At 63.5% G+C, this 13,633-nt stretch carries 14 protein-coding genes; 7 read left to right on the top strand and 7 right to left on the bottom strand.

Features of this window, described 5'->3' with window-relative positions; all coding sequences use genetic code 11:
* Window positions 1-2: 2 nt before the first annotated feature.
* From mnmE to CRO22_RS08990, 3 genes are all read right to left on the bottom strand, one after another.
* Window positions 3-1,283, bottom strand: a complete 1,281-nt coding sequence (mnmE, locus tag CRO22_RS09000) for a tRNA uridine-5-carboxymethylaminomethyl(34) synthesis GTPase MnmE (protein ID WP_097069814.1) — start codon at window positions 1,281-1,283, stop codon at window positions 3-5.
* 39 nt (window positions 1,284-1,322) lie between these two features.
* Window positions 1,323-2,591, bottom strand: a complete 1,269-nt coding sequence (gene rho, locus CRO22_RS08995) for a transcription termination factor Rho (RefSeq protein WP_097069813.1) — start codon at window positions 2,589-2,591, stop codon at window positions 1,323-1,325.
* Between the two features lie 134 nt (window positions 2,592-2,725).
* Complete coding sequence (locus CRO22_RS08990) at window positions 2,726-3,223, bottom strand: CopD family protein (RefSeq protein ID WP_097069812.1); 498 nt, start codon at window positions 3,221-3,223, stop codon at window positions 2,726-2,728.
* A 386-nt stretch (window positions 3,224-3,609) separates the two neighbouring features.
* Between CRO22_RS08990 and CRO22_RS08985 the strand changes: the two genes are divergently transcribed.
* The 7 genes from CRO22_RS08985 (at window position 3,610) to nadC (ending at window position 9,897) form a co-directional block, all read left to right on the top strand.
* Window positions 3,610-4,206, top strand: a complete 597-nt coding sequence (locus CRO22_RS08985) for a Maf family protein (RefSeq protein WP_097069811.1) — start codon at window positions 3,610-3,612, stop codon at window positions 4,204-4,206.
* Window positions 4,203-5,042 carry a shikimate dehydrogenase gene (locus CRO22_RS08980; protein ID WP_097069810.1) on the top strand — a complete coding sequence of 280 codons (840 nt, stop codon included), beginning with the start codon at window positions 4,203-4,205 and terminating at the stop codon, window positions 5,040-5,042. Before CRO22_RS08985 ends, CRO22_RS08980 begins: the two co-directional genes overlap by 4 nt.
* On the top strand, window positions 5,039-5,647 hold the full coding sequence (gene coaE, locus CRO22_RS08975; RefSeq protein WP_097069809.1) for a dephospho-CoA kinase: 609 nt from the start codon (window positions 5,039-5,041) through the stop codon (window positions 5,645-5,647). The genes CRO22_RS08980 and coaE overlap by 4 nt, the downstream gene beginning before the upstream one ends.
* Complete coding sequence (gene dnaQ / locus CRO22_RS08970) at window positions 5,640-6,329, top strand: DNA polymerase III subunit epsilon (RefSeq protein ID WP_097069808.1); 690 nt, start codon at window positions 5,640-5,642, stop codon at window positions 6,327-6,329. Before coaE ends, dnaQ begins: the two co-directional genes overlap by 8 nt.
* A gap of 117 nt (window positions 6,330-6,446) precedes the next feature.
* Window positions 6,447-7,499: a quinolinate synthase NadA gene (gene nadA / locus CRO22_RS08965; protein ID WP_097069807.1), complete on the top strand. Its 1,053-nt coding sequence runs from the start codon at window positions 6,447-6,449 to the stop codon at window positions 7,497-7,499.
* The gene (locus CRO22_RS08960; protein ID WP_097069806.1) at window positions 7,496-9,058 is read left to right on the top strand and encodes an L-aspartate oxidase; all 1,563 of its coding nucleotides are present in this window, start codon (window positions 7,496-7,498) and stop codon (window positions 9,056-9,058) included. The genes nadA and CRO22_RS08960 overlap by 4 nt, the downstream gene beginning before the upstream one ends.
* Window positions 9,055-9,897, top strand: coding sequence for a carboxylating nicotinate-nucleotide diphosphorylase (gene nadC / locus CRO22_RS08955; protein WP_097069805.1), 843 nt, complete (start codon window positions 9,055-9,057; stop codon window positions 9,895-9,897). The genes CRO22_RS08960 and nadC overlap by 4 nt, the downstream gene beginning before the upstream one ends.
* Here the strand turns inward: nadC and CRO22_RS08950 are convergent.
* From CRO22_RS08950 to CRO22_RS08935, 4 genes are all read right to left on the bottom strand, one after another.
* Window positions 9,894-10,562 carry a hypothetical protein gene (locus tag CRO22_RS08950; RefSeq protein WP_097069804.1) on the bottom strand — a complete coding sequence of 223 codons (669 nt, stop codon included), beginning with the start codon at window positions 10,560-10,562 and terminating at the stop codon, window positions 9,894-9,896. The two genes, nadC and CRO22_RS08950, sit on opposite strands and share 4 nt — an antisense overlap.
* The gene (locus tag CRO22_RS08945; RefSeq protein WP_097069803.1) at window positions 10,552-11,637 is read right to left on the bottom strand and encodes a GSCFA domain-containing protein; all 1,086 of its coding nucleotides are present in this window, start codon (window positions 11,635-11,637) and stop codon (window positions 10,552-10,554) included. The genes CRO22_RS08950 and CRO22_RS08945 overlap by 11 nt, the downstream gene beginning before the upstream one ends.
* Before the next feature lie 82 nt (window positions 11,638-11,719).
* Complete coding sequence (locus CRO22_RS08940; protein ID WP_097069802.1) at window positions 11,720-12,208, bottom strand: RNA pyrophosphohydrolase; 489 nt, start codon at window positions 12,206-12,208, stop codon at window positions 11,720-11,722.
* 46 nt (window positions 12,209-12,254) lie between these two features.
* Window positions 12,255-13,631 (bottom strand): S41 family peptidase, encoded by a 1,377-nt coding sequence (locus tag CRO22_RS08935; protein WP_097069801.1) that lies wholly within the window; start codon window positions 13,629-13,631, stop codon window positions 12,255-12,257.
* Window positions 13,632-13,633 lie beyond the last annotated feature (2 nt).

Below are 13,633 nucleotides of genomic sequence, written 5' to 3'. Positions count from 1 at the left end.
CCTTACTTACCGATGCAGAAGCTCGAAAAGATCTCGTCGAGCAGCATTTCCACGTCCACGCGCCCCAACAGCGATTCGAGTGCCCGCGCTGCGCTGCGCAGATGCTCCGCAGCCAGTTCCAGCCGAGCGCCAAATTCCAACTCGCACCGAGCAGCAGTTAGCGCGCTTTCCGCACGCTGCAAACAGGCGCGATGGCGTTCGCGCGTCATCACCCCCGCACCCGAGGCGCGGACAGAGAGCCGTTTGGTCAGCTCCGTCACCAAAGCATCAAGCCCCGCGCCGGTTTTGCCGGAAACGCTGAGCCCCTGCCCCGGCGCAAGATCGGCTTTGCCGTGGACGATCAGATCTTCCGGTTCGGGCTGCAGCAGCGGAATATCGTCGCCATCGAGCAAAAATATCCGCAAATCCGCCTGTGCGGCGCGTTGCAAGGCGCGCTCCACACCGATCGCTTCGACCTTGTCCTCGGTCTCGCGCAGACCGGCGGTATCAAGAAGCGTGACGGCGAGCCCGCCAAGGTCCATCCGCACCTCGATCACGTCGCGCGTCGTACCCGCAACTTCCGAGGTGATCGCCGCCTCGCGGCCCGCCAACGCGTTCAGAAGCGTGGATTTTCCGGCATTGGGGCGGCCAACGATCGCCACCTCAAACCCCTCGCGCACACGCTCGGAGGTCGAGATCCGGCTCAGTTCCACCACAATATCTTGCGATACAGAAGAAATGAGCCCCGAAACCTCGGGGGTCACATCCTCCGGCACCTCTTCATCGGCAAAGTCGATCACCGCTTCAAGGAGCGCCGCAGCGCGCACAAGGCTTGCCCGCCAGCGTTCCACCACTGCGCCGACCGCACCCGAAAGCACCGCCAAAGCCTGCTTGCGTTGCGCCTCGGTCTCCGCCTCGATCAGGTCTGCGAGCCCTTCGACCTGCGCGAGGTCAAGCTGGCCATTTTCCATCGCGCGGCGGGTGAATTCGCCGGGTTCCGCCAGCCGCAATCCGGGCACCCCTGCCAGCGCGCGCAACACCGCCTGCACCGTGGCAAGCGCGCCATGCAAATGCAACTCGGCCGATTGATCGCCGGTAAAACTCCGCCCCGCCTCGAAGCAAAGCACCAGCGCCTCATCCAGAAAATCATCTCCCGCACGCAGCCGTCGCAGCCCGGCTTGCCGTGGCGCGGGCAAGCGCCCCGCCAAAGCGGAAACGGCTTCCCAGGCGCGAGGCCCGGAAAGCCGAATGACCGCAACCCCGGCCTTGCCGCGGCCGGTGGCCTGCGCGTAGATCGTATCCATGAAAACCTTTCGGCGAACGGCGCCTCAGCCCTTCATACCTCAGCCGTTCATCGAATCGAAGAACTCGCCGTTGGTTTTGGTTTGCTTCAGCTTCGAGATCAGGAATTCGATCGCATCGGTGGTGCCCATCGGGTTCAGGATGCGGCGCAAAAGGTAGGTTTTCTGCAGATCTTTCTGATCGGTGAGCAGATCTTCCTTCCGCGTGCCCGATTTGAGGATGTCCATCGCCGGGAACACGCGCTTGTCTGCCACCTTCCGGTCGAGCACGATCTCGCTGTTGCCGGTGCCCTTGAACTCTTCAAAGATCACCTCGTCCATGCGCGAGCCAGTGTCGATCAGCGCAGTGGCGATGATGGTGAGCGAGCCGCCCTCTTCGATATTGCGCGCCGCACCAAAGAACCGCTTGGGGCGCTGCAGCGCGTTCGCATCGACACCACCGGTCAGAACCTTGCCCGAGCTCGGCACAACGGTGTTGTAGGCGCGGCCAAGTCTTGTGATCGAGTCGAGCAAAATCACAACATCTCGCTTGTGTTCAACCAAGCGCTTCGCCTTCTCGATCACCATCTCGGCCACGGCCACGTGGCGCGTCGCCGGCTCGTCGAAGGTCGAGGAGATCACCTCGCCCTTTACCGAGCGCTGCATGTCGGTCACCTCTTCCGGGCGTTCGTCAATCAGCAGCACAATCAGATAGCACTCGGGGTGGTTCACCTCGATCGAATGCGCGATGTTTTGCAAAAGCACGGTTTTCCCGGTGCGCGGCGGCGCCACGATCAGGCTCCGCTGGCCCTTCCCGATCGGCGCGACGAGGTCGATGATCCGGGCCGAGCGGTCCCGGATCGTCGGATCCTCGATTTCCATCTTCAGCCGTTCATCGGGGTAAAGCGGCGTGAGGTTGTCAAAGCTCACCTTGTGGCGCGCCCGCTCCGGCTCCTCAAAGTTGATCTTCTCCACCCCGGTCAGGGCGAAATAGCGCTCGTTCTCGCCCGGGGCACGAATGACGCCCGAGACCGTGTCACCGGTGCGGAGGCTGTACTGGCGGATCATGTCCGGGGAAACGTAGATGTCATCCGGGCCCGGCAGATAGTTCGCCTCGGGCGAGCGCAGGAAGCCAAAGCCATCTTGCAGCACTTCGAGAACGCCGTCGCCGCCGATCTCGATATCTTCCTCGGCATGCTCCTTCAGGATCGAGAACATCATCTCGCCCTTGCGCATCGTCGAGGCGTTTTCGATCTCCCATTCCTCGGCCATCGCCAGAAGGTCTTTGGGGCTCTTCGCCTTGAGATCGGCAAGGTTCAAACGTTCGGTCATCTCGCATCCATCCGCGAAAGGCGCCAGCCCCCGAAGGGCGGCGCGGCAAGGGTCAACTCTGGGCAGAACCGATCGGCCGGACGGCCGGGGCTGAGGCGCCAATACGCCTGAAAGCTTCGCGAGTCAATGAATCCTCAGAATTTGAGGATCACCGAAAGCACGATCAGCACCATCAGGAGCGTCGGGATCTCGTTCATCATCCGCCATTGACGCCCGGCGAGATCGTTCGTGCCATCAACGAATTTGAGCCGGGCACGGCCAAGGAACAGGTGAAACACCGTCATCGCGATGACCGAAAAGCCTTTTGCCCATGGCCAGGCCATGCTCCAGTCAACGATCCCGGGCGTGAACACGAGGCACAGCCCGAAAAACCAGGTGGAGACCGCGGCCGGGTTCATGATCGCCTTCAGGAGCAGCCGTTCCTGATGCTGGAATAACAGATCCATCTCGGAGCCACGCACCACGCCCTGCTTCTTCAGCCCCTCGACGTGATAAACGTAAAGCCGCGGCAGATAGAACAGCCCCGCCATCCAGGCGAGAACCGACATCACGTGAAGCGCCTTGATCCAGAGGTAGCCGTCCCAGAGAGTGTCGCCGAGCGTAGCAAGAAGATCAGTCACAAGCGCCTCCATTCGTCTGCCTCTTCTTAAAAGATAAAAGAAAGAAAAGAAAAGATGATGATTTTGATTGGGCTGTGGATGATGTGGATTATCGGGTTCTCCCGCTGGCACCCACAGGCAGAAAAGCTGGGAAGAACCACCCACCCGGAGCTGTTGAAAAACCTGAATCAGATATGTTTTTCATATCTTTGGACGGCCCGAACCTGTGGGTAGACTTGCGGGTCAACAAGCTGCGGGCATGTGGACTGCGGCGCTTTCCCACACCCCGGGCTTCGCATTCTCAACCTGTTAGGAATCCGTTTACGTTCCTTGACAAACCCCCGCCGGACCGGGGAGGAATTGCGCGCGGGCCCTCTATCCACAGACCCGCCCCTGCGCTTTTCCTGTTGGTTGTCCACATGCCAGAGCTTCTCCTTGCCTCCGCCTCCGAGGTCCGCGCCAGACTTCTGCGTGCGGCCGGGCTCGCGCTTGCAGTGCAACCCGCCCGCGTCGACGAGGCGGCAATCCGTGCGGGTCTTTGTGCCGAGGGGGCGAGCCCGCGCGACCTTGCCGATGCGCTCGCCGAGGCCAAGGCGCGGAAAGTGGCCCGCGCTCACCCAGAGGCGCTGGTGCTCGGGGCCGATCAGATCCTCGAATGTGGGGGAAGGGTTTTTTCCAAACCTGAGACACCCGAGGAAGCCGCCGCGCATCTTGTGGCACTTTCCGGCCGCGAACACCGGCTTTTGTCGGCGCTCGTGGTAATGCGCGGGGAGGAACCGCTCTGGCGCCATGTTGCCGAGGTGCGCCTCACGATGCACCCGCTCACCGCCCCCTTCATCGCGGCCTATGTCGCGCGCAACTGGGAGAGCATTCGCCACGCTGTCGGTTGCTACAAGCTTGAAGAAGAGGGCGTTCGGCTGTTTTCTTCGGTCGAAGGGGATTACTTTGCCGTTCTCGGCCTGCCCCTTCTCGAATTCCTCAACTGGTTGCGCGCCCGCGGAGAGCTGACGACATGAGCGATCATCCGAAAATTCCTCTTGCCGGTGTGATCGGTCATCCGATCGCGCATTCGCGCTCGCCCGCGCTGCATGGCCATTGGCTCAAGACCTATGGCATCAAAGGCCATTATGTGCCGATGGATGTGGCCGAGGAAGATCTGGAAGCGGTGCTGCGCGCCCTGCCCCGCGCCGGTTTCGTTGGCTGCAACATCACCATCCCGCACAAGGAACGCGCGCTCGCGCTGGCCGATGTGATTTCGGATCGCGCGGCGCTGATCGGCGCAACCAATACGCTTGTCTTTCATCCGGACGGCCGGATTTATGCGGATAATACAGATGGCTATGGGTTCATCGCCAATCTGCGCGAGACGGCGCCACATTGGGATGCCGCGCTCGCCCCGGCTGCCGTGCTGGGCGCTGGTGGCGCGGCTCGCGCGATCATCGCGGCGTTGATCGAGACCGGCTGCCCCGAAGTGCGGGTGGCCAACCGCACCCGCGCCCGCGCGGAGGTGCTGCGCGCCGAATTTGGCGCCCGCCTTGTGGTTTATGACTGGGGGCAGGCGGCGAACATGATGGAGGGGGTGGCAACGCTCGTGAACACCACCTCGCTCGGCATGGTGGGCAAGCCCGATCTGCGCATCCCGCTTGATGTATTGCCCGACAGTGCCGTGGTGACCGATTGCGTCTACACCCCCTTGCAGACCCGGTTGCTCCTCGAAGCGGCCGAGCGCGGCTGCATCACGGTTGATGGCTTCGGGATGCTGCTGCATCAGGCGGTGCCAGGATTCGAACGCTGGTTCGGTCAACGCCCGGAAGTGACGGCTGAGCTGCGCGAAAAGGTGCTTTCGGTATGAAGAGGCCCTTTCGGCTGGGCCTGACCGGCTCGATCGGCATGGGGAAATCGACCACCGCGCGCCTCTTTGCCGAAGCCGGAATACCGGTTTGGGATGCCGATGCCACGGTGCATGCGCTTTACGAACAGGGTGGGGCGGCGGTGGCGCCCGTGGCCACTGCCTTCCCCGATGCAATGGCTGGAGAAAGGGTGGACCGGACCCTGCTCAAGGCCGTGATTGCGGGCAATAAGGAGGCGCTGTCCCGGCTGGAATCGATCGTTCATCCCCTCGTGCAGGAAGCGCGTCGCGCTTTTCTTGCGGCGCATGAGACGGCCAAGATCGTGGTGTTGGATATCCCGCTTCTCTACGAGACCGGAGCGGAGAAGGACTGCGATGCGGTCCTCGTTGTCACCGCCGCGCCTCAGGTGCAGCGCGCGCGGCTTCTGGAACGTGGTCAGATGAGCGCGGCGGAGTTCGATCTGATCCTCGCGCGGCAGATGCCCGATGCCGAAAAACGCGCCCGCGCCGATTACCTGATCGAGACCCTGAGCCTTGATCAGACCCGGGCCGCCGTGCGAGACCTCCTCCGGCGGATCGGCCAGAATATCGGGGCAAACCATGCGTGAAATCGTTCTCGATACGGAAACCACCGGCTTTGAGCCGGGTGCGGGGGACCGCATTGTCGAAATTGGCGCGGTGGAACTGTTCAACCACCTGCCGACCGGGCGGACCTATCACCAATACATCAACCCCGAGCGGGCGATGCCGCAGGAGGCCTTTGCGGTGCACGGGCTGGGCGACGATTTCCTGCGCGACAAGCCGCGCTTTGCCGAGGTGGGCCGGGCCTTCCTCGATTTCATCGGCACTGATTCGATCCTTGTGATCCACAATGCCGCCTTTGACATGAAATTCCTCAACGCCGAGCTTGGCTGGGCGCAGATGCCGCTGATTGCGATGGAGCGCGCGCTCGACACGGTGGCGATGGCGCGCAAGAAATTCCCCGGCTCGCCCGCCTCACTCGATGCGCTGTGCCGTCGCTTCGGCATCGACAATTCGGCGCGCACGCTGCATGGCGCGCTTCTCGATGCCGAGATCCTCGCCGAGGTCTATCTGGAGCTGATCGGCGGCCGGCAACCCGGCTTTGGTCTCAATATCGACCCTGTTTCAGCCCAAAACACCGAAACCGCGAGCGATTGGCGGCCCCGCCCGCGCCCCGTGCCACTGCCGTCCCGGCTCACCGAGGCGGAGATAGAGGCCCATGCCGCCTTTGTGGCCAAGCTTGGCGAAGCGGCGATCTGGAACCGCTGAGGCGGCGCAGACGACACATAAATTTCATATTTCTCCGCCTTGCGGCAATTTTCCCATTTAACCGCCGCCCGCCGCACCTTACATGCATCCTCGTTCTCGGTTTTGGGGGAGGGGCCCATGCTGGACTTCATGGCAATCCGCGCGCAATTGGCGGAGGCTTATGACCTTGCGCCCTCGCTCACGCTGGCGCAGGAGATGGCCGATATCCATGCCCGCATGGATCGCGTTGTGCCGCTGCCGGATTTTGCGCGCTATGCGCCCTATATCCGCGCGATCAACCGGCTCAAGGCCGAGAAGAACGCGGTGATCCTCGCGCATAATTACATGACGCCGGAGATCTATCACGGTGTTGCCGATGTTGTCGGAGACAGCCTGCAGCTTGCGATCGAGGCCACGAAGGTCGAGGCGGATACGATCGTGCAATGCGGCGTGCATTTCATGGCGGAGACCTCGAAGATCCTGAACCCGCAAAAGCGCGTTCTGATCCCGGATGTGACGGCGGGCTGTTCCTTGGCGGAAAGCATCACGCCCGAAGGCATTGCCGAGATGCGGGCGAAATACCCCGGCGCGCCGGTGGTGAGCTATGTCAACACCACTGCCGAGGTGAAGGCCGCGTCCGACATTTGCTGCACTTCGGCCAATGCCGCGCAGATCGTGGCGGCACTGCCCGAAGACACGGTGATCATGACGCCCGATCAATACCTTGCGCAGAATGTGGCGCGCGATGTGCCGCAGAAACACGTGGTCTGGTGGGCGGGGTCGTGCATCGTGCACGAGCAATATACCGCGCAAGACCTGCGCGATTTTCGCGCCGCCCATCCGCAAACGCATATCATCGCCCATCCTGAATGCCCGCCCGATGTGGTGGCCGAGGCGGATTATTCCGGCTCGACCTCGGGTATCATTGAGTATGTGGCGCGCCATCATCCGCGTGAGGCGATGCTCGTCACCGAATGTTCGATGGCCTCGAACATCGCCGATGCTTATCCGGGCGTGGAGTTCGTCGGGCCCTGCAACATGTGCCCCTATATGAAGAAGATCTCGCTCGAAAAGATCCTCTGGACGCTCCATTCCGGCACGGAAGAGGTGACGGTGGACCCGGATGTGGCCGCCAAGGCGCGCATTGCCGTGGAACGGATGATCGCACTTTCGAAAGTGGCGGCGCAGTGACGAGCCATTCACTTGAAACGCACCGCGTCGTGATCGTCGGCGCGGGGCTCGGCGCGCTTTACGCGGCGCTGAAACTCGCACCGCATCCGGTTCTTGTGATTTCACCCGAGCGCTTGGGCGAGGGGGCCTCCTCTGCATGGGCGCAGGGGGGCGTTGCGGCCGCGATGGCTGTGTCCGACAGCCCCGAGTCCCACGCGAAGGATACCGAAACCGCTGGCGCAGGCACGGTGGACGCGGCGATTGCGCGGCTGGTCACATCGGATGCGAAGGCGCGGATCCTTGATCTCACCACGCTTGGCACGCCATTCGATCGCGACGCTGCGGGAGGCTATGTGATGTCGCGCGAGGCGGCCCATTCCTGCCCGCGCGTGGTACGGGTGAAGGGCGATCAGGCCGGCCATGAAATCATGGAAACGCTGATCGCCGAGGTGCGGCGCAGCCCCTCGGTGCAGGTGGCCGAAGGGGTGATCGCCTCGGGCCTTGCCGTCGCGGCGGGCAGGGTGACCGGGGTTTGGGTCGAGCGGGCAGATGCGCCTTCGGGGCGGGTGCTGATCGAAACGCCCGCGGTGCTGCTGGCCGGTGGCGGCTCGGGCGGACTTTTTGCCGTGACGACCAATCCGCCGCGGATCCGCGGTCAGGTGGTTGGCATGGCGGCGCGGGCGGGGGCCCGGATTGCCGATGCCGAATTCGTGCAGTTCCACCCGACCGCGATTGCCACTGGCGAAGACCCCGCGCCGCTCGCCACCGAGGCGCTGCGCGGAGAGGGGGCGGTTCTTCTGAACAGCCGCGACGAACGTTTTATGGTTCCCATTCACCCCGATGCCGAGCTTGCGCCGCGCGATATCGTGGCCCGGGCCGTCTATCTGGAGCACCAGGCGGGCAGGGCGCCCGCGCTCGACACGCGCGCGGTTTTGGGCGCGGCCTTGCCCGAGCGGTTTCCGGCCGTGGCAGAAGCCTGCTATCAGGCCGGAATAGACCCTGTTTTGAAACCCATTCCGGTGGCGGCTGCCGCGCATTACCATATGGGCGGCATCGCCGTGGATGCGCGGGGCCGGGCCTCGATTGCGGGGCTCTGGGTGTGCGGCGAGGCCTCCTCGACCGGGCTTCATGGCGCAAACCGATTGGCCTCCAACGGGCTTCTGGAGGCGCTGGTCTTTGCCCGGATCTGCGCCGAGGGGATTGCTGCGCATCTGCCCGAGACTGCGGCACCGGAACTCGTGCTTTCGTTCCCCGGGGGAGGGGCGGGAGTCGATGAAACCGCGGTCACCCGGCTCCGCGCCGCCATGACCGATGGCTGCGGTGTGGTACGCGATGCGGCGGGGCTTGCGCGGACGCTCGCGATCATTCGCGAGATCGAGGCGGCGGCACAATCCGAAACGCTTTTGAACATGACAGCCACCGCCACGCTGATTGCCGCCGCAGCGCTTGCGCGGCAAGAAAGCCGGGGCGGGCATTTTCGATCCGATTACCCGAAACCAGACCCTGTTCAGGCCGAAAGGCGCTTTCTCACGCTGGAAGAGGCGCGCGAGATCCGTACCCGCGCATTGGAGAAGACATGACCCCGCTCCCCGATTTTATGCTCGAACCGCTTGTGCGCAGCGCGCTCGCCGAAGACCTTGCCCCCATGGGCGACGTGACGACCCGCGCCGTCATTCCCGCGGGCAAAACCTACGCGGCAAAGCTCAACGCCCGCGGCGCGGGCGTGACTTCGGGGATGCAGGTGGCGGCACTTGCCTTTCGCCTCGTCGATCCGGGGCTGCGCATCGACCCTCATGTTACTGACGGCGAGCGGTGCACGACGGGGCAATGCCTGATGACGATCTCGGGCGCGGCGGCCTCGATCCTGATGGCGGAGCGGGTGGCGCTGAATTTTGCCGGCCGCATGACCGGCATTGCCACGCTCACCGCCGGTTTCGTGGCCGAGACGCGGGGCACGCAGACCCGCATCACCTGCACCCGCAAAACGACGCCGGGCTTGCGTGTGGTGGAAAAGCTCGCCGTCACTCATGGTGGCGGCCACAACCACCGCTTCGGCCTTTCGGATGCGATCCTGATCAAAGACAATCACATCGCTGCGGCGGGTGGCATCCGCGCCGTGCTGGAGGCAGCAAAGGCCGCCCGCAGCCACATGATGCGCGTTGAGCTGGAGGTCGACAGCCTCGATCAGCTTGAGGAAGCGCTGGGCATCGGCGGCGCAGATGTGATCTTGCTCGACAACATGGACACGCCGACGCTGCGCGCGGCCGTTGCGCTTGCAAACAAGCGCGTGGTTCTCGAAGCCTCGGGCAATATGCGGCTTGAGCGCATCGCCGAAGTGGCCGCAACCGGGGTGGATTATATCTCTTCGGGGGCGCTCACCCATTCGGCGCCGAATTTCGACTTCGGGCTCGATTTCTAGATCAGGCCCCGCGCGCGCAGCGTCTCCATCACCAGCTTGCCGAAGGCGGCATTGGCATGATTGGGATCCTCTGCGTCAAAAAACCGGTCCGGCAGATCTGTCTCGCCGGACAGAAGTTCCTGCATCGGGTCGAAGATCGTCAGCCCCGCCTTCTGCATCAGGGAGATCACGATCGCGCGCGCGCTTCGCCCGTTCAGATCGAGGCCGAGCGGGGGCGGCGGCACGACGATCACCTGCGCCTCCCGTGCCATGCGCCGCAACACCCGCAAATGCTGCGTGCGCAGGCTCTGGATATAGCGGGTGAGGAAGCTTTCCGTGACAAGGATGCCCTGCTCCGGCGCCACCCCGTCGGAACCAAGCACAACATGGTTGTTCCAGCGCAGCCCGCGCGTCAGCGAACCGAGGTGGAAGCCCACCGTGGTCAGCACCGGCACGCCCAGATGCAGAATATTTGTCACGCCGTGGCGCGCGCGGATCGCCTCGATCGCATTGCGTCCCATCGGCGAGGCGCGCGGCACGATGCCATCGGACCCCCAGGCGAATTTGCCCTCGTGCCAGCCTGCACCGCCGATCCGGAAGGCCTCGGTGGCGATGCCGAGTGCCTTGGCGCCGTCTTCCAGCGCAATCGTGTGGCTGTCGCCAATCAGGAGCACCTCAGGCGTCATTGAACCGCTCCAGAATCATCTCCTCGCAGACGAGCTCTTCTTGCACGGATTGCTGCTCGGCGGCCTCACGCGCGGCGGTATCGGTTCCGGCGCGGCCATGCGGCGGTAGGGTCAGCTTCAGCCCGCCAAAGAAATGCCCCATCACGAAATCGACGCCCTGCGGCGCAATCGCGCGCATGTTCGGCTCAAAGAAGGTGGCGCGGCCGGGTGGCGCGGCGATGATTTCGTAGGAGGGGAAGTAATCGATCGCGGTTTCGATGTGCGCAAGATCACCGGCCACGGCGCGCAACACCGATTTCGAATACTGCGTGGCCACCATCACGTGATCGCCCGAGGCCGTGGCGACAAGCGGCACGGGAGAGACGGTGAGCAGCACCTTCAGATCCGGGTTCAGCGCCCAGATCAGCTCGAACGCCAGTTCGAGGTCGCGCCGGATCTCCGGATAGGTGTAGTTCTTGAACACATGCAGATCGGGCTCGAAACGGCCGACGCCGGTGCCCGGGCAGATCGAATAGCTTTGCCCCGAGCGGGTGTTGATCCAGCCTTCGGTGAGCCCGAGGGTGAACACGAAGACATCTGCCTCGGTGATGCAGCGCCGGAAGGCGCGGGCGGTGGAGGCGAGCGAGGCGCGCGCCTCGGCCTCGGAGGCAAAGCCCTCCGCCTCGATCTTCGGGCGCAGCAAGTCCTGCACGCGGCCTTTTTCATCGCTCCAGAGCTCGATCGCTTCGGGCTCCAGCGCCCCGCTTGCGAGCCGCGCCCAGAGCAGGAGTTGCGCCGCAGTATAAATATTGCCGGTGCGGGCCGAGAAGATGCCGTAGTTGAACTCGCGGGCGAGCGCGGCGGGTGTGCGCCTTGGTGCCGGTTCGGCATCGAGCCAGTTCATCTTGCGGGCAAGAAGCGCGCGGCTGATGTGCTGGGCAAAGCAGGAGCCGAAAGTTGCAAAAATCGCATCGGCGGGCAGCTCCCAGCACGAGCGCCACAGATCGGTGAGGCCGAAGAGACCCGGTTCTGCCACCGCACTGCGCCAGAACCCGCGCGGCGCGATATGTTTGTAGGGGTTGTCGCCGCTGCTCATATGTCCAAACCGTTGTGTGCGCGCGAAATCATCACAGGCACAGCACCGGCTGGCAACAGCGAACTGCGGCAAATGCGCAGCGTCAGCCGCCCAGATGAGGCCCGAAATCGGTAAAAACGCGCGTATAGACCTCGCGTTTGAACGGCACGATCTTTTCGATCAGTTCCGCGGGGTCCATCCATTGCCAGACCGAGAATTCCGGATGCTCGGTAGCGATGTTCACATCGCTGTCGCTGCCGAGAAAGCGGAACAGGAACCATTTCTGCTTCTGGCCCCGGTATTTGCCGCCCCAGATCTGGCCAATCAGCTCCTCGGGCAGGTCATAGCTGATCCAGTCTTCGGTTTTTGCGACCTTTTCCACCAGATCCGCGCGCACCCCGGTTTCCTCGAACAATTCGCGCAGCGCGGCTTCTTTCGGCTTCTCGCCCGCGTCGATACCACCTTGCGGCATCTGCCAGGCAGCACCGGGGCTGTCGATCCGTTGCCCGGCAAAGATCCGGCGCTCGGCATTCATCAAGACGATGCCGACATTCTTGCGATAGGGCAGGGCGGTGAGATCTTTCGGCGGCATGGCAACCCTCCTGAAAAGAACGGGGGCCCGCAGGCCCCCGCTTCGGTCAATTGGCTTCGGGCGCGGCTTGCGCTGGCGCGGCATCCTCGGCGCCGAGCGATTTGCCGGCGATCGCCAGCCCCTTGATGATGTCGATCGCATAGGCAAGCTGGAAGTCTTCGAGGCGCATCTTCGCCGCCTCTTCCGCTTTCACGCGTTCTTCTTCGGCCTGCTTCTTCTCGTCCTCGGTCATCGAATCGTTCGAGAGCACACCGCGCAGATCCGCTTCCGAGCGGATCCGGTTTGCGGATTCCTTGTCCTCGTCGTTTTCCGCCACCGGCGGCGGTTGCGGCACGACGATATCGGGCGCGATGCCGAGCGACTGGATCGAACGGCCCGAGGGCGTGTAATAGCGCGAGGTGGTGAGCCGCATCGCCCCGTCATTGGCAACCTGGATCACCGTTTGCACCGAGCCCTTGCCGAAGCTCTTGGTGCCCACGACGATGGCGCGGTGATGGTCCTGCAGCGCGCCGGTGACGATTTCGGAAGCCGAGGCCGAGCCGCCGTTGATCAGCACGACAATCGGCTTGCCATCGACAAGATCGCCCGGCGTGGCGTTGAACCGCTCGCTGTCTTCGGGGTTTCGGCCGCGGGTGGAAACGATCTCGCCCTTGTCAAGGAAAGCGTCGGAAACCGCGATCGCCTGGGTGAGCAACCCGCCGGGGTTGTTGCGCAGGTCGATCACCACGCCGTCGATCTTGTCGAGCCCGCCGGCTTCCTCGGTGAGCTTTTTCAGGCTGTCTTCGAGGTTCGGATAGGTCTGTTCGTTAAAGGTGGTGATGCGCAGCACGGCCGTATGGCCTTCGAGCCGACCCTTGACGGCGGTAAGCTTGATCGTGTCGCGGGTCAGCGTCACGTCGAAGGGTTCGGGCTTGCTTTCGCGCACCACGGTGATGGTGATCTCGCTGCCAACCGGGCCGCGCATCTTGTCCACCGCCTGATCGAGGGTGAGGCCCATCAGGCTTTCGCCATCGACCTGGGTGATGAAATCGCCGGACTCGATCCCCGCGGCGGCGGCAGGCGTGCCATCCATCGGCGAAACCACTTTCACCGCGCCGTTTTCCTGCGTCACCTCGATGCCAAGGCCGCCGAAGGAACCGCGCGTCTGTACCTTCATGTCGGCATATTCATCGGCGGGCATATAGCTCGAATGCGGATCGAGCGAGGAGAGCATGCCGTTGATGGCGGCCTCGATCAGCTTCTTTTCGTCGACCTTCTCAACATAATCGGAGCGGATCCGCTCGAACACATCTCCGAAAAGATCGAGCTGCTGATAGACCGAGCCGGGTTTTTGGGCCTCTTCCGCCAAAAGCGGCGCGACCTGCATCGAGAACAGGGTTCCCGCAACGGTGCCGCCCAGCGCGGCCATGACGAACTTGTTCATAC

Origin of the sequence: Rhodobacter maris, from assembly GCF_900217815.1 — a bacterium.
Taxonomy (GTDB): domain Bacteria; phylum Pseudomonadota; class Alphaproteobacteria; order Rhodobacterales; family Rhodobacteraceae; genus Rhodobacter; species Rhodobacter maris.
Note: the sequence above shows the minus strand (reverse complement) of the source record. Positions and strands in the feature narration are given on the sequence as shown.

Excerpts from the sequence above, each read along its gene's own strand:
- mnmE (WP_097069814.1), bottom strand. The coding sequence starts at position 1,283 with ATGGATACGATCTACGCGCAGGCCACCGGCCGCGGCAAGGCCGGGGTT.
- rho (WP_097069813.1), bottom strand. The coding sequence starts at position 2,591 with ATGACCGAACGTTTGAACCTTGCCGATCTCAAGGCGAAGAGCCCCAAA.
- CRO22_RS08990 (WP_097069812.1), bottom strand. The coding sequence starts at position 3,223 with ATGGAGGCGCTTGTGACTGATCTTCTTGCTACGCTCGGCGACACTCTC.
- CRO22_RS08985 (WP_097069811.1), top strand. The coding sequence starts at position 3,610 with ATGCCAGAGCTTCTCCTTGCCTCCGCCTCCGAGGTCCGCGCCAGACTT.
- CRO22_RS08980 (WP_097069810.1), top strand. The coding sequence starts at position 4,203 with ATGAGCGATCATCCGAAAATTCCTCTTGCCGGTGTGATCGGTCATCCG.
- coaE (WP_097069809.1), top strand. The coding sequence starts at position 5,039 with ATGAAGAGGCCCTTTCGGCTGGGCCTGACCGGCTCGATCGGCATGGGG.
- dnaQ (WP_097069808.1), top strand. The coding sequence starts at position 5,640 with ATGCGTGAAATCGTTCTCGATACGGAAACCACCGGCTTTGAGCCGGGT.
- nadA (WP_097069807.1), top strand. The coding sequence starts at position 6,447 with ATGCTGGACTTCATGGCAATCCGCGCGCAATTGGCGGAGGCTTATGAC.
- nadC (WP_097069805.1), top strand. The coding sequence starts at position 9,055 with ATGACCCCGCTCCCCGATTTTATGCTCGAACCGCTTGTGCGCAGCGCG.
- CRO22_RS08950 (WP_097069804.1), bottom strand. The coding sequence starts at position 10,562 with ATGACGCCTGAGGTGCTCCTGATTGGCGACAGCCACACGATTGCGCTG.
- CRO22_RS08945 (WP_097069803.1), bottom strand. The coding sequence starts at position 11,637 with ATGAGCAGCGGCGACAACCCCTACAAACATATCGCGCCGCGCGGGTTC.
- CRO22_RS08940 (WP_097069802.1), bottom strand. The coding sequence starts at position 12,208 with ATGCCGCCGAAAGATCTCACCGCCCTGCCCTATCGCAAGAATGTCGGC.
- CRO22_RS08935 (WP_097069801.1), bottom strand. The coding sequence starts at position 13,631 with ATGAACAAGTTCGTCATGGCCGCGCTGGGCGGCACCGTTGCGGGAACC.